The organism is Pseudomonas sp. GW823-FHT02C02, assembly GCF_058797635.1.
On the sequence record NZ_JBXAJV010000030.1, the window covers coordinates 1 to 21,976 of the forward strand.

A 21,976-nucleotide genomic window follows, 5' to 3' on the forward strand; every position below is an offset into this window, starting at 1 on the left:
GGCGAATTCTACAGCGTTACTCGCTGCTGTCAACACCTCTTTTTCTCCGCTTTCGACCGAGAAGATCGAACCGTCAACCAAGCCAAACAACCCCGCCTGATCAACTCCTTCTGGGCTTCGATGACCTGAAGCAACTCGCTGTCGAAAACTGTGTAACTCTTTGTTTACCAAGGAGTTTTCCGTTTCGACTGCGCCGGAAGTGGGGCGAATTATAGACCTCCAGAATCTGCCGTCAACCCCTAACTTAAGCTTTATTCAGATTTGAGCGTAATACGCGCAAATGCCTTCTTTCCGGCCTGGCAAACATGGGTCGCGCCCAGCACGTATATAAAGGTGCGATCAACAACCTCTCCATCTATACGCACACCGCCGGAATTCAGCAGATCACGGGCCACCGCCGAGTTCTTCACCAGCCCTGCCTTATTAAGGACAGCAGCAATCGGCATGTCTTCAGTAGCCGTCAGCTCGATCTCCGGCAGATCGTCCGGCAACTCGCCATCCTTCATACGATTGCCCGCTGCACGGTGAGCATTGGCCGCAGCCTCTTCACCATGGAAACGCGCAACGATCTCTTCGGCCAGCTTGATCTTGATGTCACGAGGATTGGCGCCCGCCTCGACATCAGCACGGAATGCGTTGATTTCATCCATGGAGCGGAAGCTGAGCAATTCGAAGTAGCGCCACATCAGCGCATCCGGAATAGAGACCAGCTTGCCATACATGACACCCGGCGCTTCCTGGATACCGACGTAGTTGCCCAAGGACTTGGACATCTTCTTCACACCATCCAGACCTTCGAGCAGCGGCATCGTCAGAATGCATTGAGCCTCCTGACCATAACCGCGCTGCAGTTCACGCCCCATCAGCAGATTGAACTTCTGATCGGTACCGCCCAACTCGACATCCGCGCGCAAAGCGACCGAGTCATACCCTTGAACCAGCGGATAGAGGAACTCGTGAATAGCGATTGGCTGGTTGGTCGTGTAGCGTTTGTCGAAGTCATCGCGCTCAAGCATGCGAGCCACGGTGTACTGCGAAGTCAGACGAATGAAGTCCGCCGGCCCCATCTGGTCCATCCAGGTGGAGTTGAACGCCACCTCGGTTTTGGCCGGATCAAGAATCTTAAAGACTTGAGTCTTGTAGGTCTCGGCATTCTCGAGAACCTGCTCGCGGGTGAGCGGAGGACGCGTTGCGCTCTTGCCGCTCGGATCACCGATCATCCCGGTGAAGTCACCTATAAGGAAGATCACCTGGTGACCCAGTTCCTGGAACTGGCGCAGCTTATTAATAAGCACGGTATGACCCAGGTGCAAATCCGGCGCGGTCGGATCGAAGCCTGCCTTAATACGCAGCGGCTGGCCACGCTTGAGCTTTTCGATCAGCTCGGACTCGACCAACAGTTCTTCCGCACCACGTTTAATCAGCGCTAGCTGCTCTTCAACCGACTTCATAACAGACCCGCAAGGCTCGAATTCAAAGGGGACCAACCATACAAGATCACGCGTCAAATACAAAGTTTGGCCGGCGCAATGACGCCAATCCGCTGGCAGAGTGACCGCGGACTTGCTTCAGAGATGATTTGGTTATATTTTATACAGTTATTTCATCTTCATCATGTCATTCATCTTTTCCAATTCATCTTTTTCAAAGTCAAAAATTACCTATGACCAAAGAATCGTCTAAAGCGCCACCGCTTTACCCGAAGACCCACCTGCTCGCAGCAAGTGGCATCGCCGCTCTTCTGAGCCTGGCGCTTCTGGTATTCCCTTCCAGTGATGTAGAAGCCAAAAAGACGACGCTGAGTCTTGAGCTGGAAAGCCCTGCTGAACAACTGACACAAGATCAAGACGCTGCTGAAGCCGTTCAAGCCACAAATGAACCGGCAGCCTCCCCTTTCGCGCAGATCGAAAACAGCGCTGAAGAGCCACAGGAAACCGCCCAGGCCGAGCCTGTACCTGCCCCGGTCACCGAAGAAAAGAAGACCCCAAACCACAGGGAAGTGATCGTTTCCAAAGGCGACACACTTTCCACGCTGTTTGAGAAAGTAGGCCTCCCCGCCACTTCGGTGCATGAAGTCATGGCCAGTGACAAGCAGGCCAAGCAATTCAGCCAGCTCAAACGCGGCCAGAAACTCGAATTCGAACTGACCCCCGACGGCCAGCTGAGCAACCTGCACAGCAAGCTCAGCGACGTCGAAAGTATTACCCTGACCAAGAATGACAAGGGTTATACGTTCAACCGCATTACCGCCAAGCCAACCGTGCGCTCCGCCTACGTTCATGGCGTGATCAACAGTTCGCTATCGCAGTCTGCCGCGCGTGCCGGGCTGTCCCACAGCCTCACCATGGACATGGCCAGCGTGTTTGGCTATGACGTCGACTTCGCCCAGGATATCCGCCAGGGTGACGAGTTCGATGTGATCTACGAGCAGAAAGTCGTCAACGGCAAGGCTGTCGGCAACGGCCCGATCCTGTCCGCACGCTTCACCAACCGCGGCAAGACCTACACCGCCGTGCGTTACACCAACAAGCAAGGCAACAGCAGCTACTACACCGCCGACGGCAACAGCATGCGCAAGGCGTTTATCCGCACGCCAGTGGACTTCGCCCGCATCAGCTCGAAATTCTCCATGGGTCGCAAACACCCGATCCTGAACAAGATCCGCGCTCACAAAGGTGTCGATTACGCCGCTCCACGCGGCACGCCGATCAAAGCGGCCGGTGACGGCAAAGTGTTGTTGGCCGGTCGCCGTGGCGGTTACGGCAATACCGTGATTATCCAGCACGGCAACACCTACCGTACGCTGTACGGCCATATGCAAGGCTTTGCCAAAGGCATCAAGACTGGCGGCAGCGTCAAGCAAGGCCAGGTAATCGGTTATATCGGCACAACCGGGCTCTCCACCGGCCCACACTTGCACTATGAGTTCCAGGTCAATGGCGTGCACGTCGACCCACTGGGCCAGAAAGTCGCGATGGCCGACCCTATTTCCAAAGGGGAACGCGCACGCTTCCTTTCGCAGAGTCAGCCGCTGATGGCGCGCATGGACCAAGAGAAAGCCACCATGCTGGCTTCGAAGCGCTAAATCATGACGCTCTATATCGGTGTGATGTCCGGAACCAGCCTCGATGGCCTGGACATTGCGTTAATCGAGCTGACCCCGGCGATCAACCTGATCGCCACGCACTACACCCCCATGCCTGACTCCCTGCGCGCCGAGCTGCTTGGCTTGTGCGCCAGCGGCCCGGACGAGATTGCCCGCTCCGCCATCGCCCAGCAGAACTGGGTGAAACTGGCGGCTCAGGGTATTAACACTCTCCTCCACCAACACAACCTGAAACCCGAAGACATTCGTGCGATTGGCAGCCACGGCCAGACCATTCGCCACGAACCGGCGCGTGGCTTCACGGTACAGATCGGCAACCCGGCCCTGCTGACCGAGTTGACCGGCATCACCGTGGTCAGCGACTTCCGCAGCCGTGATGTGGCCGCTGGCGGGCAAGGCGCGCCATTGGTGCCGGCCTTTCACGAAGCGTTGTTTGATGAACGTGCCGGCAATCGTGCGGTATTGAATGTCGGCGGATTCAGCAACCTCAGCCTGATCGAGCCCGGCAAACCTGTCGCCGGTTTCGACTGCGGCCCGGGCAACGTCCTGCTGGATGCCTGGATTCATCAGCAACGCGGCGACAATTTTGATCGTGACGGCCAATGGGCTGCCAGTGGCAAGGTTGAACCGGTTCTGCTGAATGAATTGCTGAGTGATCCATTCTTCGTAACCAAAGGCCCGAAAAGCACCGGCCGCGAAGTGTTCAACCTGCCATGGCTGACACAGCACCTCTCGAAGCTCCCGCCCTTCGCCGCGGAAGATGTGCAAGCAACCCTGCTCGAACTGACCGCACTGACCATCGTCGAGTCATTGCAGCACGCCCAATCGGACACGCAGGAACTGCTGGTCTGCGGTGGTGGCGCGCACAACGCCACGCTGATGAACCGTTTGGCCGCCCTGCTGCCGAACGCGAGTGTCAGCAGCACTGCCGCTTACGGTGTGGACCCGGACTGGGTCGAAGCCATGGCCTTCGCTTGGCTGGCTCATTGCTGCCTGGAAGGCATCGCCGCCAACCGCCCGAGCGTCACCGGCGCCCGCGGCCTGCGCGTACTCGGCGCCATCTACCCGGCATAAACGCCGCACAGCAAAACGCCGCAAAGCCCTGAAGCCATGCGGCGCTTGATACTGCGGTGAAGCGCGATCAGATCGAGAACGAAGAGCCGCAACCACACGTGGTGCTCGCGTTCGGATTCTTGATCACAAAACGCGAACCTTCCAGACCTTCCTGATAATCCACCTCGGCACCGGCCAAGTACTGGAAGCTCATCGGGTCTACGACCAGACTCACACCTTCGCGCTCGACGATGGTGTCGTCGTCGGCCACTTCTTCATCGAAGGTGAAGCCGTACTGAAAACCTGAACAACCGCCGCCCGTAACGAATACGCGCAGCTTCAAGCGATCATTCCCCTCTTCATCGACCAGGCTCTTCACCTTGTGCGCGGCACCGTGGGTGAATTGCAAAGCGGTGGGGGTGAAGGATTCGACGCTCATGCTGACTATCTCCCGGCGTTACGCCGCCATAATGCGTGATGACGCGCATTATCCGCTTCTCCTAGAAAATCGGTCAACTATTGTTATGGTATAGCAATAAAACCGATTGCCGGTTCGAAATGCAAAAAGGCCCGTCAGACGGGCCTTTTTGCTAAGCGGGATAAAGCCTTACGGCAGCATGCCGGCGTGGGACAGGCCCAGGCGCTCATCCAGCCCGAACAGAATGTTCAGGTTCTGCACCGCTTGACCCGACGCACCCTTGACCAGGTTATCGATTACCGACAGCACCACCACCAGATCGCCGTCCTGCGGACGATGCACGGCGATACGACAAACGTTGGCACCGCGAACACTGCGGGTTTCCGGGTGGCTGCCCGCTGGCATCACGTCGACGAACGGCTCGTTGGCGTAGCGCTTTTCAAACAACGCCTGCAGATCCACCGAGCGATCCACGACGGTCGCATACAGCGTCGAATGAATGCCGCGAATCATTGGTGTCAGGTGCGGAACGAAGGTCAGACCGACGTCCTTGCCCGCTGCACGACGCAGACCCTGGCGGATTTCCGGCAAGTGACGGTGACCTTTGACGGAGTAGGCTTTCATGCTTTCCGACGTCTCGGCGTACAGCGAACCGACCGAAGCGCCACGACCGGCACCGCTGACACCGGACTTGCAGTCAGCAATCAAACGCGTGGTATCGGCCAGGCCGGCTTCCAGCAATGGCAGGAAACCCAATTGCGTCGCCGTTGGATAGCAACCCGGCACCGCGATCAGGCGCGCATCCTTGATTTGCTCGCGATTGACTTCCGGCAAACCGTAGACCGCCTCCTCCAGCAACTCCGGTGCGCCGTGAGGCTGGCCGTACCACTTGGCCCACTCGGCAGCGTCTTGCAGACGGAAGTCAGCCGACAGGTCGATGACCTTGGTCCCCGCCGCAAGCAACTCACCGGCCAGTGCATGGGCAACACCATGAGGCGTGGCGAAGAACACCACATCGCAAGCGCCCAGCGTCTTGATGTCCGGAACACTAAAAGCCAGGCCGTCGTAGTGGCCTCGCAGGTTCGGGTACATGTCGGCCACGGCCAGACCGGCCTCGGATCGGGAAGTGATCACAACCACTTCAGCTTGCGGATGCTGTGCCAACAGACGCAGCAGTTCGACACCGGTGTAACCCGTGCCGCCGACGATACCGACCTTGACCATAAACCTGCCCTCAACGAACCCACTGGAAAGCCGTCGATAATAGGGGCCGCGCGGCCCTGCGACAACCGCTTAGGTGACGTGTGGCGGCTCATGTGTCCCTTCTCGGGCATATCGCCCAACTTTTGGCGAGTGGCTTTTGTGGCCTGGCAAGGCCCCGCGACGAGTCATAGCTCGCTATGGCGAGGAGCGGCAACGCAGTCTGGCCGCAAAAGACGCCGTCAAAATTGAACAGTTATGTCCGAGACGGGACACTTTCTCTACTATTCGGGCTACCGTGAACCTGGGAATAACTAAAAATGCTTTATCTATGGCTCAAAGCGCTTCATATCGTCAGCATGGTCTGCTGGTTTGCCGGCCTGTTTTACCTGCCCCGCCTGTTCGTTTATCACGCCCAAAGCGAAGACACCGTCAGCAAGGAACGCTTCAGCCTCATGGAGCGCAAGCTGTACCGCGGCATCATGGGACCGGCGATGATCGCTACCCTGATATTCGGCATTGCACTGATCTGGCTTAACCCGAGCCTCTTCAGTCAAGGCGCGTGGATTCACGCCAAGCTGACCCTGGTGGTGATCCTGATCGGCTACCACCACATGTGCGGCGCACAGGTGAAACGTTTTGCCCGTGGCGAAAACACCCGCAGCCATGTCTTTTATCGCTGGTTCAATGAAGTGCCGGTTCTGATATTGCTGGCTATCGTAATTCTGGTCGTCGTTCGGCCGTTCTAATAAGCACAACTCACCGGGGTACTTCCAATGTCGCTGCCCGCTTTGCTCGAACAACGCTTGCGTCTGCCGGTAGTGGCAGCGCCGATGTTTCTGATTTCCAATCCGCAATTGGTGCTCGCCTGCTGCCGTAACGGCGTCGTCGGCAGCTTTCCTGCGCTGAACCAGCGCGAGAGCAGCGGCTTCAAGGCCTGGCTGGAAGAGATCGAAGCAGGGTTGGCGACACTGGAGAACCCGGCGCCTTACGCGGTCAACCTGATCGTTCACAACACTAACCCACGGCTGCAAGCTGACCTTGCGATCTGCATCGAGCATAAAGTACCGATCGTGATTACCAGTCTCGGTGCAGTGAAAGAAGTAGTCGATGCCGTTCACAGCTATGGCGGACTGGTGTTCCATGACGTGACGACGCGGCGCCATGCCGAGAAAGCCGCCGAGGCCGGTGTGGACGGCTTGATCGCCGTGGCAGCGGGTGCCGGTGGACACGCTGGAACCTGGAGCCCGTTCTCGCTGATTGCCGAGATTCGCCAGTTTTTCGACAAGACCCTATTGCTGGCAGGCTGCCTTAACCACGGCCACGAGATCCTTGCTGCGCAATTGCTCGGCGCTGATCTGGCCTATTTCGGTACGCGATTTATCGGCACCACCGAAAGTCATGCGCCTGACGCCTACAAAGAGATGCTGCTGACGTCCAGAGCCGCAGACATCGTCCATACGCCGGCAGTGTCAGGCGTACCGGCGAGTTTCATGCGTCAAAGCCTGGAGGCTGCCGGTTTCGACATGGCGGCACTGCAAGGCAAGGGCGAAGTCGACTTCGGCTCCAAACTCAAGCCGATCAGCGATGAAGCCAAAGCCTGGAAAACCGTGTGGTCTGCGGGCCAGGGTGTCGGGGAAATCGATGATTTGCCGAGCGTCGATCAATTGGTCGCTCGACTTGACGCGGAATACCGCAAGGCTCTGGAACTGGCGGCCGAGCTGCCCAAACGCTGGCCACGATGAGATGAAAGTTTGGCCAGCCCGCCCCGGCTGGCCTTACAATCCACGCTTGAAACACACCCTATTACAAATTCTCGCGACAAGGATGCCTCGCAATGAGCGACAACCGTTTCAAGATCGTGTTCGACGGCGCTCTGCTGCCAGGCGTTGACGCCGCCAGCGCCAGAGAGAACCTGGCTAAACTCTACAACAGCCAAGTCGCAGCCGTCGAACGGCTATTCACTGGCAAGACGGTTACGCTCAAGAAAGACCTGTCGCACGCCGACGCGCAAACCTACCTTCAAGCGCTGACGAAAACCGGCATCGATGCTCGCATCGAAAGCGAATCGTCCATTGAGCTGAACCTGGACGAAGCCCACGAACACAGGCCTGTCGCCAGCCAACCGGCATTTGCCGACCCCGCATCCCCTTACGCACCACCCCGAGCCACTGTCGGCGAAAGCCTGCCCGCGTATGCTCCACTCAAGCCATTCAGCGTTGAAGGCCGCATCGGTCGTTTGCGCTATCTCGCCTGGACGATGGTCCTGACGCTGGTCACCCTGGCCGTCTGTTCGGTATTGGCCATTTTCGCCTTCGCCATCATCAGCGCCGATTCGACCGCAGGCCTGATACTCGGTGGCCTGGTTGCGTTCATGCTGTTCATTGCCATGGCGGTCGTGAGCATTCAGATCAGTGTCCAGCGCCTGCACGACATCGGCTGGTCCGGCTGGCTCTGGTTGCTGAACCTCGTACCCTTCGTAGGCAGCTTCTTCCCGTTCGTGATCATGATCGCCCCCGGCACCAACATCGCCAATCGCTATGGCGCGCCGCCTCCCCCCAACACCACGGCGGTCAAAGTGTTGTCTTCGTTGTGGGTGGTGTTGATCGCCATCGTCTTGGTTGGTGCGCTGGCCGGAGGCCTTACGGCGATCCAGGAAGAGTATGAAACTGCTGCCGAAACCAGCTATGACAGCAGCTCGGTGATCACTGAAGAAGTGGAAGTCGAGCCGGCCGCAGAGGCTGAGCAGGCACCCGATTCTGCAGACGATGAAGCCGAATAAGCCCCGGCCCCTGTAGACTCTGCGAAAGAATGAACAGCGCTCCCCGCCCGTGACACCCGCGTCGCTGGCGCGGAGCTGCTGCGATGGAGAACTGCATGACCCGTTACGCTCTGATCACTGGCGCTTCCAGTGGGATCGGCCTGGCGATGGCCGAAGCGCTGGCCCGCCGAGGCCGCAGCCTGATTCTGGTGGCCCGACAACGTGATCAGCTGGAAAGTATTGCCATTGAACTGACCCAACGCTTTGGCGTGGAAGTGCTGTTCCGCGCCTGTGACCTCGGCGAACCGCTACGGCTGTCCGGGTTCCTGCTGGAACTGGAAGAAGGTGACCGGCAAATCGATTTGCTGGTCAACTGCGCCGGCATCGGCACCTGCGGACCCTTTCTGGCCCAGGACTGGATGACCGAGCAGGACCTGATCGAAGTGAACATCCTGGCCCTCACCCGCTTGTGCCATGCCATCGGGAACAGCATGGCCTTGCAGGGTGGCGGACAAATTCTGAACGTCGCTTCAATGGCGGCATTCCAACCCGGCCCGTGGATGAGCACGTACTACGCCAGCAAAGCCTATGTGCTGCATTTTTCCGAAGGGTTGCGCGTCGAACTGAAGAAATGTGCGGTCAAGGTCTCGGTGCTGTGCCCCGGCCCGACCCGTACCGGGTTCTTCCGTACCGCTCAACTGGACACCGGCAAACTGGCCGACAGCAACATGCTCATGAGTCCCGAAGAGGTTGCGCTGTATACGGTGCGCGCCCTGGAGAAAAATCGAGCGATCATCATTCCCGGTCGAGGCAATCGCTGGCGCGCCCTCCTGCCACGGCTGGGCTCTCGCTGGCTCAATCGGACAATCGCTGGCATGGTCAACAAGGCCTACTGCCCGCGCTGACCCGGCCTCAAGGTAAAAGGCTGGGCTCGGGGATAACCCATGAGTACACTCAAGCCAGCCCAAACAACGGAGAAAACAGCTGTGGATACTCTGTTCACCAAGATCATCAACCGGGAAATCCCGGCGAAGATCATCTACGAGGACGACCAGGTACTGGCCTTCCATGACATCGCCCCACAGGCACCGGTGCATTTTCTGGTCATTCCGAAAAAAGCGGTGCGCACCCTCAACGACCTCACCGAGGAAGACAAGGCTTTGGCCGGACATATTCTGTTCACCGCCCAGCGCCTGGCCTTGGAACTGGGCTGCGAAGAAGGTTTCCGTGTGGTCATGAACTGCAATGAACTGGGCGGGCAGACTGTCTACCACATTCATATGCATGTGCTGGGTCAGCGCCAGATGCACTGGCCGCCGGGCTGATTGCAAAAAGCTTCGAGGGAGTGGCCAGCCACTCCCGTATGACCCAGCGCAAACCTTCCCCGGCCGATTGGGTTAAACTGGCCGCCGAGATTCCTCCCGGAGGTCAGCATGACTACCCAGCGTCACTACTCGCCGATTGACCGTCTTCTGCTGCAAGCCGATGCCGCGATGCGAACGTTGCTGCCTTTCAGTGGCCAGCCATACCGTCCGTCGCCAGCCATCGTGCAGCCGGATGCGCAAATGAGTGACGAAGACACCCGCCACGTTGCTGGCTTGATGCGCATCAACCATACCGGTGAAGTCTGCGCCCAGGCGCTGTATCAGGGTCAGGCCCTGACCGCCAAGCTGCCGCACGTACGGGCCGCCATGGAACATGCTGCCGAAGAAGAAATCGATCACCTGGTCTGGTGCGAGCAACGCATCCAGCAACTGGGCAGTCACACCAGCATTCTCAACCCGCTGTTCTACGGCATGTCGTTCGGGATTGGCGCAGTGGCCGGATTGATCAGCGACAAGGTCAGCCTGGGTTTTGTCGCCGCCACCGAGCATCAGGTGTGCAAACACTTGAACGAGCACCTCGAGCAATTGCCGGCGGAAGATGAAAAGTCCCGGGCCATTCTCGAGCAAATGCGGATTGATGAAGAACATCATGCCGAGAGTGCGCTGGATGCCGGAGGTTTTCGTTTTCCGGCGCCGGTGAAGTTCGGGATGAGTCTGTTGGCCAAGGTAATGACCAAGAGTACTTACCGGATCTGATCGATACGTTGCCTGACAGGGCCTCTTCGCGAGCAGGCTCGCTCCCACAAGGTTCTGTATTCCAGACATGAAAAAGGCGACTGCCGTGAGGAAGTCGCCTTTTTTGTGCTTGAAATCTTAGTTCGGCATGTTGCGCGCGTAGAAGATTTCCAGCATTTCGTGTTTCACACGGTCAGTCACCTGAGCACGCTGCTCGGAAGACAGGTTGCTGGTGGCATCGCCGAACAGGTAGTTATCCAGTTCGAAGTTCTTCAGCAACATTTTGGTGTGGAACAGGTTTTCCTGGTACACGTTCACGTCGGTCATCTGGTACGCGCCGCGGGTGTCTTCGGACAAGTAGTTCTGGATCGAATTGATCTCGTGGTCGATGAAGTGCTTTTTGCCTTCCACGTCACGGGTGAAGCCGCGCACGCGATAATCCACGGTCACGATGTCCGAATCGAACTGGTGAATCAGGAAGTTGAGCGCTTTAAGCGGTGAAATCACGCCACAGGTCGACACGTCAATGTCCACACGGAATGTCGCAATGCCGTCGTCCGGGTGGATTTCCGGGTAGGTGTGCACCGTGATGTGGCTCTTGTCGAGATGGGCCAGGATAATCTCGGGCAACGGGCCCGGCGATTCTTCGATCTGGCTGTCGGTCGGGGTTACCGGCTCTTCAGAGATCAGAATCGTGACGCTGGCGCCCTGGGGTTCATAGTCCTGACTGGCAATGTTCAGGATGTTGGCACCAATGATATCGACAACTTCCGTGAGGATCTGCGTCAGGCGTTTCGCGTTGTACTCTTTATTGATGTACTCGACGTAAGCCTGTTGGTCTTGCGGGGTTTCCGCGTAGCAGATGTCATAGATGTTGAAGCTCAAGGTCTTTGTCAGGTTATTGAACCCGTGGAGCTTGAGTTTGCTTTTCACCGTTAAAAACTCTCTATGTATTGCGGCCCGGGCCGCGTGATCAAGCATGCCCGTCAGATGCGAACAACGCAGCTGCGTAGGACGGTTAACACCTCTTCGCGATGGCGATTTTGGTTGTCTGTTCGGGTTCGCAGCCTGTCGATGACGAGGCCGTTACCCTGAAAAAAGTGGCGCATTATGCAGACGTCAGCTTGGGATCGCCAGAGTCTGCACTGCTTTTATGATAGTTGAATGTCGATTCAACCGAGTTCGATGATTTCGTAGTCGTGGGTAATGGCCACGCCAGCCGCGCCCAGCATGATCGAAGCCGAGCAATACTTCTCCGCCGACAGCTCGATGGCGCGTTTGACCTGGGCTTCTTTCAGCCCCCGGCCCTTGACCACGAAGTGCATGTGGATCTTGGTGAAGACTTTCGGATCCTCGGTCGCGCGCTCGGCTTCGAGAAAGGCTTCACAGCTTTCGACGGCCTGACGGGACTTCTTGAGGATGCTGACCACATCGAAATTGCTGCAACCGCCGACACCCAGCAGAAGCATTTCCATCGGCCGGACACCCAGGTTGCGACCACCTGCATCGGGCGGACCGTCCATGACCACGACGTGTCCACTGCCGGATTCACCGAGGAACATGGCTTCGCCAGCCCATTGGATGCGTGCCTTCATCGCCAGACTCCACTGCATAAAAAAGGGTCGCCAGCTTAGCACAGGGCCCCGGACTGACAGTGCCTTGCATTTGTAGGGCATAACCTTCTGAACCGTAGGTAAATTCTCGAATATTGCAGGAAGTGTCTGTTAAGCTGGCGCCAATTCGCTGGCGCATGGCCAGCCTTTGCGCAGCCGTCGTCTGCGACTCATAAAAAAACCAAACACACCGTGAAGTCTTTTCGGGATACAACCATGGTTGCTATTGCCCCAACCCCCAAAATCAAGAACCTCGACAAGCTGTTGATGCATTGCCAGCGCCGTCGTTATGCGGCCAAGAGCAACATCATTTGTGCCGGTGATCGCTCGGAAACGCTGTTCTTCATCATCAAGGGTTCGGTCACGATCCTGATCGAGGATGACGACGGCCGCGAAATGATCATCGCCTACCTGAACTCCGGGGACTTTTTCGGTGAGTTGGGTCTGTTTGAACAAGCGGGGCTTGAGCAGGAACGCAGCGCTTGGGTACGCGCGAAGATCGAGTGTGAAGTCGCAGAAATCAGCTATGCAAAATTCCGCGAGCTGTCCCAGCAAGATCCAGACATTCTTTACGTGCTCAGCGGACAAATCGCACAGCGTCTACGCAATACCACACGCAAGGTCGGCGACCTGGCCTTCTTCGACGTAACCGGTCGTGTCGCCCGCTGTCTGCTGGAACTGTGCAAACAGCCGGATGCCATGACCCACCCGGACGGCATGCAGATCAAAGTGACCCGCCAGGAAATCGGCCGGATTGTCGGCTGTTCACGGGAGATGGTCGGTCGCGTGCTCAAGGATCTGGAAGAACGCAACCTGGTGGACGTCAAAGGCAAGACCATGGTGGTCTTCGGTACACGCTAAGCCTTGAACATGTCTGCCAGCAACTGGCGATAAAGCGCATCAAGCCGCCCGAGCGCATCGGGTGCGGCAAATTTCTCATGCAGGGCAATGTGGCTTTCGGCGCGAACCCGCTGCTCCAGGCCGCAGGCTTCATTGAAGCGATTGACTGCGGCGACCATCGACTCACGTTCGTTATCCAGCAACAACGCACCGTGTACCAACCCGACCGGACGTGTGCCGCCCTTGCTCTGGCGCCAGCGCTGGGCAGTGCCGACCATCTTGCGGCCGTCGAGATTGACGTTGAAACGGCCATCGCAGAATGCGCCGTCGACTTCGCCCAAGGACGAAACGCCGCCCAGCTCATCCAGTAACTGACAGATCGGGTCGCAGAGTCGGCGGTAAGCGGTTTCGATTCGATTTTGATCGCCTTCGCTACGCGGGGGGGCGTAGACAAGGGCGATATTGATGGTGGACGCCGATTGCGGCACTGGCTCGCCGCCGGTTTCACGTAACAGCACCGGCCAACCGGCGGCGGCTGAGACTTCGCAGGCCGCTTCGAAGCCGGGTAGACGATTCAGGCGTCGGGGCATGACCAGTGCGCGGTCGCTGGGTTGCCAGAAAAGCAGACCAAACTCAACATCACCGGCACAGACAGACGCCAGCAGATCCTGTTCGGCCTGTAAGCCGGCTTCGACAGTCAAAGAGACGATTGAGGTCATAAGGTATTCCGTTGGACATGAAGTCTGTGGTGCTACTTATGCCGCCATCGCGAGCAAGCTCGCTCCCACAAGGAGTTTGCTGACACCGCAGATCCAATGTGGGAGCGAGCTTGCTCGCGATGGGGTCGACTCGGCCTGAGCCTGATCAGTCGAGGGTCGAACCGCTGACCGGACCGCCGCGCTCAGGAAAAAACAGGCGCTGCAGTTCAGTGCCCGGGCTTTCAGCGCGCATGAATGCCTCGCCCACCAGGAACGCGTACACGTCGCTGATTTCCATCAGTTCCACATCGGCCCGGTTGAGAATGCCGCTTTCGGTAATCACCAGGCGATCACGCGGAATACGTGGCAACAGGTCAAGGGTGGTTTCCAGGCTGACATCGAAGGTGTGCAGGTTGCGGTTGTTCACGCCGACCAGTGGCGTGTCGAGGGTTTTCAAGGCCCGCTCCAGCTCGTCGCCATCATGGACTTCTACCAGCACATCAAGGCCGACGCTTTTGGCCACGGCCGCCAGCTCGGCCATTTTCACGTCGTCCAGTGCGGAGACGATCAACAACACGCAGTCAGCGCCCAAGGCACGGGCTTCGACGATCTGGTACGGGTCGATCATGAAATCCTTGCGGATCACCGGCAGGTTGCACGCTGCCCGCGCCTGCTGCAGATACGCATCGGCACCCTGGAAGTAATCGATATCGGTCAGCACCGACAAGCACGTCGCGCCGCCCTTCTCGTAGCTTTTGGCGATGTCGGCGGGAACGAAGTGCTCGCGGATCACACCTTTGCTTGGCGACGCTTTCTTGATTTCGGCAATGACGGCCGGTTGTTTCGACTTGGCCTGAGCAATCAATGCCTGGGCAAAACCACGGGGTGCATCGGCCGCCTTGGCCAGACTTTCCAGCTCCGCCAGACTCACACGGGCGCTACGCTCGGCGACTTCCTGGACTTTGCGGGCCAGAATGTTTTCCAGAACCGTCGGTACACTCATCCCTCATTCTCCACTTTGAATACCGCGGTAAATGCACCCAACTCCTCAAGTTTTTCCCGTGCGAGGCCTGTGTGCAGCGCATCGTGCGCCAGGGCAACGCCTTCTTTCAAACTGGTCGCCAGGTCGGCGGCGTAAAGCGCCGCACCGGCATTGAGCACAATCATCTCGGCGGCTTTCTGACCGCTCTCGGTCTTGCGCTTGCCCAAAGCATCGCGAATCAGCTCAAGGGACGCCGCCGGACTTTCCACTGCCAGGCCGTGCAGGCTCTGGCTCTTCATGCCCAAGTCTTCTGGCTCGACCCAATATTCGGTGATCTGGTCATTCTTCAGTTCTGCCACATAGGTTGGCGCCGCCAGGCTGAACTCGTCCAGGCCATCCTTCGAGTGCACCACCAGCACGTGCTTGCTGCCCAGACGTTGCAAGACTTCGGCCAGTGGCCGGCACAACGCCTGACTGAACACGCCCACCACCTGATGTTTCACGCCGGCCGGATTCGTAAGCGGGCCAAGCATGTTGAACAAGGTACGCAGGCCGAGATCCTTGCGCGGGCCGGCGGCGTGCTTCATGGCACTGTGATGGGTCTGGGCAAACATGAAACCGATGCCGACGTTATCGATGCAGCGAGCCACCTGCACCGGGGTCAGGTTCAGGTAGATCCCGGCCGCCTCCAGCAGATCGGCGCTGCCGCTTTTGCCCGACACCGCACGGTTACCGTGCTTGGCTACGGTGCAACCGGCTGCAGCGACTACGAAGGAGGAAGCCGTCGAGACGTTGAAAATGTTCGCACCATCACCGCCGGTGCCGACCACATCGACGACGCCGTCGAGGGTCTTGAGTTCGACCTTGTCCGCCAACTCGCGCATGACAGAGACCGCGCCGACGATCTCGTCGATGCTTTCGCTCTTCATGCGCATGGCCATCATGAACGCGCCGATCTGCGCATCCGTGCATTGCCCGGTCATGATTTCGCGCATCACATCGCGCATTTCATCGGTGCTGAGGTCGAGCTGATCGACGATACGGCTCAGGGCTGTCTTGATATTCATGAAAAGTCCTTAGCGCGTGCCGCCGGTTTGTTTGAGGAAGTTTGCGAACAGCTCGTGGCCCTGCTCGGTGAGGATAGACTCGGGGTGGAACTGCACACCCTCGATGTTCAATGTCTTGTGGCGCAAGCCCATGATCTCGTCGACCGAGCCGTCTTCGAGCTGGGTCCAGGCGGTCAGCTCCAGGCAATCGGGCAGGGTTTCGCGCTTGACGATCAGCGAGTGATAACGCGTCACCGTCAGCGGATGATTCAGACCTTCGAACACGCCCTTGTCCTCGTGGAATACCGGGCTAGTCTTACCGTGCATGACTTGGCGGGCGCGGACTACATCACCGCCAAAGGCCTGGCCGATGGACTGGTGGCCGAGGCAGACGCCGAGAATCGGCAGCTTGCCGGCGAAATGCTTGATCACGTCGAGCGAGATGCCGGCTTCGGTCGGTGTGCAAGGACCGGGGGACACGACGATGCGCTCAGGGTTGAGGGCTTCTATGTCGGCAATGGTGAGTTCATCGTTGCGCACGACTTTGACCTGGGAGCCGAGCTCACCGAGGTACTGCACAACGTTGTAAGTAAAAGAGTCGTAGTTATCGATCATCAGCAACATGGCGTTTGGAACCTCTTGAATTCACTGACTTTTAATACAGCCTTCGAATGATTACCCGCAGCGTCCTGCGCTTTTTCAGTCGCCGGGTGCGCCAGCAAAGCGGTATGTCATACGGGTGAAGAAGGCAAAGCGGTACAGGTCCGGCGGGGCCGGCAAAAGAATTCAGGCGCGCCAACGCCAGCGGGCGTGTGCCTTGATGACTTGATCCAGAAGTTTGCTGATGATCAACACGGGGAAGGTCTCATTCATACGTCTCGGCACAGTAACTTAGCTGGGCAGAGCGTGCAATATGGCCGTGGCGACTGGCTGCGAAACAATCGAAGGGTTCGCGACCGATGGCAAAAGGCCGGAAGTTTTTGGTACTGTCGTTTCGTTCACTACAACAATAAATAAACGGACTTGCTCATGATCAAACAGACGTTGTTTGTACCGCTCGCAGGATGCTTGCTCGCCGCGGCCTGCGCCCAGGCGATCGCCGCGCCTAACCCTTACTCCAATTTCGTCGTCTTCGGCGACAGTCTCAACGATGCCGGGACCTTTGCCGACACGGGCGGGCCTGCCGGCTCGACCCAGCGCTATACCAACCGCACGGGGCCGGTTTACCTGGATGGCAACGGTGAAGTCCGCTCGCTCAACTCCACGCAGATCCTGGGGGGGAAACTGGGGTTCTCGGCGGATCAGACCGCCTCATCGTCCTCGGCGGTACGTGCCAGCAATGGCCAGCCCGATGGCAACAACTGGGCCGTCGGCGGTTATCGTACCGACCAGATTCTCGACTCGATCACCAGCACCTCCGCCACGGGTGATCGCACCCGGGCAGGCTACCTGCCGTCGAACAATTTCCGCGCCGACCCGAATGCGCTGTATTACATTTCGGGCGGTGGTAATGACTTCCTTCAGGGGCGCGTGACCAGCCTGCCCCAGGCCAGCGCTGCCGCCGATCGTCTGGTCAGCAGCGTGCAAACCCTGCAACAGGCCGGTGCTCGCTACATCATGGTCTGGTTGCTGCCGGACATCGGCTTTACCCCGGCCTTCAACGGCACCCCGTTGCAAGCGTTCACATCCCAGCTCAGTTCTCAGTTCAACACCGAACTGGTGAGCCAGCTGCAAAACGTCAATGCCAACGTCATCCCGCTCAACATTCCGGTGCTGCTCAAAGAGACGTTTTCCAACCCGGCGCAGTTCGGCCTGGCCACCGACCAGAACCTGAGCGCCACCTGTTTCAGCGGCAGCAGCTGTACCGAAAACGCCCGTTACGGCATCAACAGTGCGACGCCGGACCCGACCAAGCTGATCTACAACGACTCGGTGCACCCGACCGAAGCCGGGCAGCGTCTGATTGCCGATTACGCCTACTCGCTGCTGGCCGCACCATGGGAAGCCACCCTGTTGCCACAAATGGCCCAGGGTACGCTGCGCTCTCATCAGGATGAGTTGCGCAACCAATGGCTGGCCGATTGGGAAAACTGGCAAGGCGTGGGCCAATGGCGAGCGATTGTCGCCGGCGGCGGCCAGCACCAGGATTTCGACAGCCAGCGCAGTGGTGCCAGTGCTGACGGCAATGGCGCCAACCTCAACATCGGTGGCAGCTACCGGCTGAATGACGCGTGGCGTGTAGGTTTGGCGGCGGGCTTCTACAACCAGAAGCTCGAAGCCGGCGACAACGATTCGGACTACAAGCTCAATACCTACATGGGCACGGCGTTCGCCCAGTACCAGCAGAATCGCTGGTGGGGTGACGCGGCCGTGACGGCCGGGCATCTGGATTACGACAGCCTCAAACGTAAATTCCAGCTGGGGGTCAATGAACGCGGGGAGAAAGGCGATACCGACGGCTACCTGGTGGCTTTCAGCGGTCGCGTGGGGTACGACATCGCGCCGATGGCGAGCAGCCCGTGGCACTTGTCGCCATTCGTGAGCGCTGATTTCGCCAAAGTTGAAGTCGACGGTTACTCGGAGAATGGCGCCGACTCCACTGCGCTGACATTCGACGACCAATCGCGCATTTCCCGGCGTCTCGGCCTTGGCCTCCAGGGTAAGTACCAGATCACCTCGCAAACCCAGGTCTTCGGCGAACTGGCTCACGAGCGTGAGTACAACGACGATACCCAGAATGTGACCATGAACCTCAACAGCCTGCCGAACAACCGCTACACCCTGGCCGGCTATACCCCACAGACCAACCTGAACCGCCTGAACCTGGGCGTGAGCCACAACCTCACCAAGGACCTGGCTTTGCGGGCGAGTTATGACATTCGCAAGGATGATGACTTTACCCAGCAAGGCATTAACGTAGGCGTTGCGCTGGACTTCTAAACATCAGGCAAAAAAAACGCGGCGCCCTCACAGACGCCGCGTTTTTTTATGCTGAACACTTATTGTGGCGAGCGATCTTGCTCGCGCTCGGCTGCGAAGCAGTCGTCGATTGGGCCTGCTTCGCAGGCCAACGGGAGCAAGCTCCCTCGCCACAAAGGCTCACTCCCACAGATGTTGCGTGAACTCAGGCGTCCGGGGTTTGTTCGGCCAGGGCTACGGCGCGGAACATCGCGCGGCGCTTGTTCAAGGTTTCTTCCCATTCCAGCGCCGGCACCGAATCGGCGACGATGCCGCCGCCGGCCTGCACGTGCAGCTCGCCGTCCTTGATCACGGCCGTGCGGATCGCAATGGCGGTGTCCATGTTGCCGTTCCAGGCGAAGTAGCCCACCGCCCCGCCGTAGACGCCACGCTTGACCGGTTCCAGTTCGTCGATGATTTCCATCGCCCGAATCTTCGGCGCGCCCGACAACGTGCCCGCCGGCAGAATCGCCCGCAGCGCGTCCATCGCCGTCAGCCCGGCTTTCAATTGGCCAGTGACGTTGGAGACGATGTGCATCACGTTGGAATAACGCTCGATGACCATCTTCTCGGTGAGCTTCACCGAACCGATTTCCGAGACCCGGCCGGTGTCGTTGCGGCCCAGGTCGATCAGCATCAAGTGCTCGGCGATTTCCTTGTCGTCCGACAGCAGGTCTTTTTCCAGCGCCAGATCGGCCTCTTCGTTAGCCCCGCGTGGGCGAGTGCCGGCAATCGGGCGCACGGTGATCAGGTTGTCTTCGACCCGCACCAGCACTTCCGGCGAACTGCCGACGACGTGGAAGTCGCCGAAGTTGAAGAAATACATATAAGGCGTCGGGTTGAAGCAACGCAGCGCCCGGTACAGATCGATCGGCGCAGCCTTGAAGTCGATCGACATACGCTGCGACGGCACGACCTGCATGCAGTCACCGGCCAGGATGTATTCCTTGATGGTGTCGACGGCTTTTTCGTAATCGTCCTGGGTGAAACTCGAACGGAACACCGGGTCAGCCGACTGTTGCTTGCTGAAATCCAGGCCGCGGCGCGGGGTGATCGGCTGACGGAGTTTTTCCAGCAGCTCTTCCAGTCGCGCCTGGCCTTGCTCGAATGCATCGTCCTGCGACGGATCGGCGAGCACAATGGCGTGCATTTTCCCGGCGAGGTTGTCGAACACCACCACCGCGTCGGAGACCATCAGCAGAATGTCCGGCACGCCCAGCGGATCCGGGTTCGGGCATTTGCCCAGACGTTTCTCCACATAGCGCACGCAGTCGTAACCGAAGTAACCCACCAGACCGCCATTGAAGCGTGGCAGGCCGGGAATGGTTGGCACGTTGTAGCGGGCTTTGAATGCTTCAACGAAGGCCAGCGGATCTTCGGCTTCATGGCTTTCGATCTCGACGCCGTCGTGGGTCACGCTGACGTGATGATCATGAACCCGCAGCACCGTGCGGCACGGCAGGCCAATGATCGAATAACGGCCCCACTTCTCCCCGCCCTGCACCGATTCCAGCAGGTAGGAGTTTGGCTCGTCGGCGAGTTTCAGGTAGATCGACAGCGGCGTGTCGAAGTCGGCCAGGGTTTCGCAGGCCAACGGGATACGGTTATAGCCGGCAGCGGCCAAACGCAGGAATTCTTCGCGGATCATGGGGTAGCCTCGTGGCTTGAGGTGCTAACAGTCAGGTATGCAAACGCGCCGGAAAGCCGGCCAGAATCGAGTCAGGCGCGCCAACGCCAGCGGGCCAGGGCCTTGATGACTTTCATCCAGAGTTTGCGAGTGACCACCACGATGACGTTTCCAGAAGGGGATTGAGCAACGTCGGGCAACGTTATCTCAGAGGCTGGATCCAGGCAACCGGGAATTAGCTTGCGCAGATCATCGATCACCAGCGCCGGCGACTCTTCCGAAATCGGCCGACCGTGGTTGTAGCCGTAGCTGAGGGCCACGCACTTGACCCCTGCCGCTTTCGCCGCCAGCACATCGCTGCGTGAGTCGCCGACAAACAGCGACTGCGAGGCCGGGATGTTGGCCATTTTCATCACGAAAAACAGCGCGGCCGGGTCAGGTTTCTTCTGCGGCAAGGTGTCGCCGCCGATGATCCATTTGAAGTAACGGCCGATTTTCATCTGATCCAGCAGTGGCGCGACGAAGCGCTCCGGCTTATTGGTGATCAGCGCCATTTCGACACCCTGCTTGTGCAGCCATTTCAGGGTGTCACGCACGCCGGGATAGACCACGGTCAGATCATGGCTCTCGCTGTAAGCCTCCATGAAGATATCCAGCGCGCCCTCGGCTTCGCCATCGTCGACCGCCGAATGGTCGATGCCGCCGGCCAGCGCACGGCGGACCAGCACCGGCGCGCCATTGCCGACCCATTCACGCACCGACTCGATGCCGGCGGGTTGACGCCCCAGTTTGAGCAGCATGTTATCCACGGCCACAGCGAGGTCCGGGACCGAATCGACCAGCGTGCCATCCAGATCGAACATCACCAGCCGTGGCAGACGCCCCGGAAACAGCTGCTCAAAGCCACTCATGGACGAGCCAACGCCAGTTCGGAACGCATCTTTTCAATCACCTCTTGGTAGTTCGGTGCATTGAAGATCGCCGAACCGGCGACGAAGGTGTCCGCGCCAGCCGCAGCGATTTCACGGATGTTGTTCACGTTGACGCCGCCGTCGATTTCCAGGCGGATGTCACGGCCGGAGGCATCGATCAGCGCGCGTGCTTCACGCAGTTTGTCGAGGGTGCCGGGAATGAACTTCTGCCCGCCAAAGCCCGGGTTGACGCTCATCAGCAGAATCATGTCGACCTTGTCCATCACGTACTTGAGTACGTCCAGCGGCGTCGCCGGGTTGAACACCAGGCCGGACTTGCAGCCGCCCTCGCGGATCAGTTGCAGGGAACGGTCGACGTGCTGCGTGGCTTCGGGGTGGAAGGTGATGTAGGTCGCGCCGGCCTCGATGAAGTCACCGACAATGCGGTCCACCGGGCTGACCATCAGGTGCGCGTCAATCGGCGCGGTCACCCCGTATTTGCGCAGCGCGGCGCAAACCATCGGGCCGATGGTCAGGTTCGGTACGTAGTGGTTGTCCATGACATCGAAGTGCACGAAGTCGGCGCCGGCGGCCAGGACGTTGTCCACTTCTTCACCCAGGCGGGCGAAGTCGGCGGAGAGAATCGACGGAGCAATGACGAAGGGCTGCATGACGCACCTTTTTTGAGCAGAATCACGATGGC

22 protein-coding genes are annotated in these 21,976 nt (G+C 58.8%); 10 read left to right on the forward strand and 12 right to left on the reverse strand.

The window, feature by feature from the left end; genetic code table 11:
* Positions 1-251: 251 nt before the first annotated feature.
* Positions 252-1,451: a tyrosine--tRNA ligase gene (gene tyrS, locus AC1ROI_RS33000; RefSeq protein ID WP_010467228.1), complete on the reverse strand. Its 1,200-nt coding sequence runs from the start codon at positions 1,449-1,451 to the stop codon at positions 252-254.
* Between the two features lie 212 nt (positions 1,452-1,663).
* Between tyrS and AC1ROI_RS33005 the strand changes: the two genes are divergently transcribed.
* Together AC1ROI_RS33005 and AC1ROI_RS33010 are read left to right on the forward strand one after the other, a co-directional pair.
* Positions 1,664-3,085: a peptidoglycan DD-metalloendopeptidase family protein gene (locus AC1ROI_RS33005; protein WP_010467226.1), complete on the forward strand. Its 1,422-nt coding sequence runs from the start codon at positions 1,664-1,666 to the stop codon at positions 3,083-3,085.
* A gap of 3 nt (positions 3,086-3,088) precedes the next feature.
* Positions 3,089-4,180 (forward strand): anhydro-N-acetylmuramic acid kinase, encoded by a 1,092-nt coding sequence (locus AC1ROI_RS33010; RefSeq protein WP_102595482.1) that lies wholly within the window; start codon positions 3,089-3,091, stop codon positions 4,178-4,180.
* A 67-nt stretch (positions 4,181-4,247) separates the two neighbouring features.
* On the opposite strand, the gene erpA is transcribed toward AC1ROI_RS33010, so the two are convergent.
* Both erpA and argC read right to left on the reverse strand, forming a co-directional pair.
* Complete coding sequence (gene erpA / locus AC1ROI_RS33015; protein WP_007947969.1) at positions 4,248-4,598, reverse strand: iron-sulfur cluster insertion protein ErpA; 351 nt, start codon at positions 4,596-4,598, stop codon at positions 4,248-4,250.
* A 168-nt stretch (positions 4,599-4,766) separates the two neighbouring features.
* Positions 4,767-5,801: an N-acetyl-gamma-glutamyl-phosphate reductase gene (gene argC, locus AC1ROI_RS33020; protein ID WP_010467224.1), complete on the reverse strand. Its 1,035-nt coding sequence runs from the start codon at positions 5,799-5,801 to the stop codon at positions 4,767-4,769.
* Positions 5,802-6,097: 296 nt separating this feature from the next.
* Between argC and hemJ the strand changes: the two genes are divergently transcribed.
* The 6 genes from hemJ (at position 6,098) to coq7 (ending at position 10,619) form a co-directional block, all read left to right on the forward strand.
* Positions 6,098-6,526 carry a protoporphyrinogen oxidase HemJ gene (gene hemJ, locus AC1ROI_RS33025; RefSeq protein ID WP_010467221.1) on the forward strand — a complete coding sequence of 143 codons (429 nt, stop codon included), beginning with the start codon at positions 6,098-6,100 and terminating at the stop codon, positions 6,524-6,526.
* A gap of 27 nt (positions 6,527-6,553) precedes the next feature.
* Complete coding sequence (locus AC1ROI_RS33030; protein ID WP_010467219.1) at positions 6,554-7,522, forward strand: NAD(P)H-dependent flavin oxidoreductase; 969 nt, start codon at positions 6,554-6,556, stop codon at positions 7,520-7,522.
* Between the two features lie 92 nt (positions 7,523-7,614).
* Positions 7,615-8,559: a DUF805 domain-containing protein gene (locus AC1ROI_RS33035; RefSeq protein ID WP_102595483.1), complete on the forward strand. Its 945-nt coding sequence runs from the start codon at positions 7,615-7,617 to the stop codon at positions 8,557-8,559.
* Between the two features lie 95 nt (positions 8,560-8,654).
* Complete coding sequence (locus tag AC1ROI_RS33040; RefSeq protein WP_010467216.1) at positions 8,655-9,443, forward strand: SDR family NAD(P)-dependent oxidoreductase; 789 nt, start codon at positions 8,655-8,657, stop codon at positions 9,441-9,443.
* Between the two features lie 81 nt (positions 9,444-9,524).
* The gene (locus tag AC1ROI_RS33045) at positions 9,525-9,863 is read left to right on the forward strand and encodes a histidine triad nucleotide-binding protein (RefSeq protein WP_010467214.1); all 339 of its coding nucleotides are present in this window, start codon (positions 9,525-9,527) and stop codon (positions 9,861-9,863) included.
* A 108-nt stretch (positions 9,864-9,971) separates the two neighbouring features.
* On the forward strand, positions 9,972-10,619 hold the full coding sequence (gene coq7 / locus AC1ROI_RS33050; protein WP_010467212.1) for a 2-polyprenyl-3-methyl-6-methoxy-1,4-benzoquinone monooxygenase: 648 nt from the start codon (positions 9,972-9,974) through the stop codon (positions 10,617-10,619).
* 117 nt (positions 10,620-10,736) lie between these two features.
* Here coq7 and speD read toward each other — a convergent pair whose 3' ends face one another.
* Together speD and AC1ROI_RS33060 are read right to left on the reverse strand one after the other, a co-directional pair.
* Positions 10,737-11,531 (reverse strand): adenosylmethionine decarboxylase, encoded by a 795-nt coding sequence (gene speD, locus AC1ROI_RS33055; protein WP_010467209.1) that lies wholly within the window; start codon positions 11,529-11,531, stop codon positions 10,737-10,739.
* A 239-nt stretch (positions 11,532-11,770) separates the two neighbouring features.
* Positions 11,771-12,193, reverse strand: coding sequence for an OsmC family protein (locus AC1ROI_RS33060; protein ID WP_007941657.1), 423 nt, complete (start codon positions 12,191-12,193; stop codon positions 11,771-11,773).
* Positions 12,194-12,427: 234 nt separating this feature from the next.
* Here AC1ROI_RS33060 and crp point away from each other — a divergent pair, with 234 nt between their 5' ends.
* Complete coding sequence (crp, locus tag AC1ROI_RS33065; protein ID WP_008027103.1) at positions 12,428-13,072, forward strand: cAMP-activated global transcriptional regulator CRP; 645 nt, start codon at positions 12,428-12,430, stop codon at positions 13,070-13,072.
* Here crp and AC1ROI_RS33070 read toward each other — a convergent pair.
* The 4 genes from AC1ROI_RS33070 to AC1ROI_RS33085 all read right to left on the reverse strand — a co-directional run bounded on the left by AC1ROI_RS33070 (position 13,069) and on the right by AC1ROI_RS33085 (position 16,401).
* A complete protein-coding gene (locus tag AC1ROI_RS33070) occupies positions 13,069-13,770 on the reverse strand; it encodes a lipoate--protein ligase family protein (RefSeq protein ID WP_102595484.1) in 702 nt (233 codons plus the stop codon). The two genes, crp and AC1ROI_RS33070, sit on opposite strands and share 4 nt — an antisense overlap.
* A 145-nt stretch (positions 13,771-13,915) precedes the next feature.
* Positions 13,916-14,752, reverse strand: coding sequence for an indole-3-glycerol phosphate synthase TrpC (gene trpC, locus AC1ROI_RS33075; RefSeq protein WP_102595485.1), 837 nt, complete (start codon positions 14,750-14,752; stop codon positions 13,916-13,918).
* Entirely contained in the window at positions 14,749-15,798 is a 1,050-nt protein-coding gene (gene trpD / locus AC1ROI_RS33080; RefSeq protein ID WP_010467198.1) for an anthranilate phosphoribosyltransferase, read from the reverse strand. The genes trpC and trpD overlap by 4 nt, the downstream gene beginning before the upstream one ends.
* 9 nt (positions 15,799-15,807) lie before the next feature.
* Positions 15,808-16,401: an aminodeoxychorismate/anthranilate synthase component II gene (locus AC1ROI_RS33085; protein WP_010467196.1), complete on the reverse strand. Its 594-nt coding sequence runs from the start codon at positions 16,399-16,401 to the stop codon at positions 15,808-15,810.
* Between the two features lie 405 nt (positions 16,402-16,806).
* On the opposite strand from AC1ROI_RS33085, the gene estP reads away from it, so the two are divergent.
* Positions 16,807-18,717: an esterase EstP gene (gene estP, locus AC1ROI_RS33090; RefSeq protein ID WP_077747321.1), complete on the forward strand. Its 1,911-nt coding sequence runs from the start codon at positions 16,807-16,809 to the stop codon at positions 18,715-18,717.
* Positions 18,718-18,901: 184 nt separating this feature from the next.
* Here the strand turns inward: estP and trpE are convergent, their stop codons facing one another.
* The 3 genes from trpE to rpe form a co-directional block, all read right to left on the reverse strand.
* On the reverse strand, positions 18,902-20,383 hold the full coding sequence (trpE, locus tag AC1ROI_RS33095; protein ID WP_010467190.1) for an anthranilate synthase component I: 1,482 nt from the start codon (positions 20,381-20,383) through the stop codon (positions 18,902-18,904).
* A gap of 71 nt (positions 20,384-20,454) precedes the next feature.
* On the reverse strand, positions 20,455-21,273 hold the full coding sequence (locus AC1ROI_RS33100) for a phosphoglycolate phosphatase (protein ID WP_102595487.1): 819 nt from the start codon (positions 21,271-21,273) through the stop codon (positions 20,455-20,457).
* Positions 21,270-21,944: a ribulose-phosphate 3-epimerase gene (gene rpe / locus AC1ROI_RS33105; protein WP_008035979.1), complete on the reverse strand. Its 675-nt coding sequence runs from the start codon at positions 21,942-21,944 to the stop codon at positions 21,270-21,272. The genes AC1ROI_RS33100 and rpe overlap by 4 nt, the downstream gene beginning before the upstream one ends.
* Between the last annotated feature and the right edge of the window lie 32 nt (positions 21,945-21,976).

Coding starts and splice junctions, on each gene's coding strand:
- tyrS (WP_010467228.1), bottom strand. CDS start 1,451: ATGAAGTCGGTTGAAGAGCAGCTAGCGCTGATTAAACGTGGTGCGGAA.
- AC1ROI_RS33005 (WP_010467226.1), top strand. CDS start 1,664: ATGACCAAAGAATCGTCTAAAGCGCCACCGCTTTACCCGAAGACCCAC.
- AC1ROI_RS33010 (WP_102595482.1), top strand. CDS start 3,089: ATGACGCTCTATATCGGTGTGATGTCCGGAACCAGCCTCGATGGCCTG.
- erpA (WP_007947969.1), bottom strand. CDS start 4,598: ATGAGCGTCGAATCCTTCACCCCCACCGCTTTGCAATTCACCCACGGT.
- argC (WP_010467224.1), bottom strand. CDS start 5,801: ATGGTCAAGGTCGGTATCGTCGGCGGCACGGGTTACACCGGTGTCGAA.
- hemJ (WP_010467221.1), top strand. CDS start 6,098: ATGCTTTATCTATGGCTCAAAGCGCTTCATATCGTCAGCATGGTCTGC.
- AC1ROI_RS33030 (WP_010467219.1), top strand. CDS start 6,554: ATGTCGCTGCCCGCTTTGCTCGAACAACGCTTGCGTCTGCCGGTAGTG.
- AC1ROI_RS33035 (WP_102595483.1), top strand. CDS start 7,615: ATGAGCGACAACCGTTTCAAGATCGTGTTCGACGGCGCTCTGCTGCCA.
- AC1ROI_RS33040 (WP_010467216.1), top strand. CDS start 8,655: ATGACCCGTTACGCTCTGATCACTGGCGCTTCCAGTGGGATCGGCCTG.
- coq7 (WP_010467212.1), top strand. CDS start 9,972: ATGACTACCCAGCGTCACTACTCGCCGATTGACCGTCTTCTGCTGCAA.
- AC1ROI_RS33060 (WP_007941657.1), bottom strand. CDS start 12,193: ATGAAGGCACGCATCCAATGGGCTGGCGAAGCCATGTTCCTCGGTGAA.
- crp (WP_008027103.1), top strand. CDS start 12,428: ATGGTTGCTATTGCCCCAACCCCCAAAATCAAGAACCTCGACAAGCTG.
- AC1ROI_RS33070 (WP_102595484.1), bottom strand. CDS start 13,770: ATGACCTCAATCGTCTCTTTGACTGTCGAAGCCGGCTTACAGGCCGAA.
- trpC (WP_102595485.1), bottom strand. CDS start 14,752: ATGAGTGTACCGACGGTTCTGGAAAACATTCTGGCCCGCAAAGTCCAG.
- trpD (WP_010467198.1), bottom strand. CDS start 15,798: ATGAATATCAAGACAGCCCTGAGCCGTATCGTCGATCAGCTCGACCTC.
- AC1ROI_RS33085 (WP_010467196.1), bottom strand. CDS start 16,401: ATGTTGCTGATGATCGATAACTACGACTCTTTTACTTACAACGTTGTG.
- estP (WP_077747321.1), top strand. CDS start 16,807: ATGATCAAACAGACGTTGTTTGTACCGCTCGCAGGATGCTTGCTCGCC.
- trpE (WP_010467190.1), bottom strand. CDS start 20,383: ATGATCCGCGAAGAATTCCTGCGTTTGGCCGCTGCCGGCTATAACCGT.
- AC1ROI_RS33100 (WP_102595487.1), bottom strand. CDS start 21,273: ATGAGTGGCTTTGAGCAGCTGTTTCCGGGGCGTCTGCCACGGCTGGTG.
- rpe (WP_008035979.1), bottom strand. CDS start 21,944: ATGCAGCCCTTCGTCATTGCTCCGTCGATTCTCTCCGCCGACTTCGCC.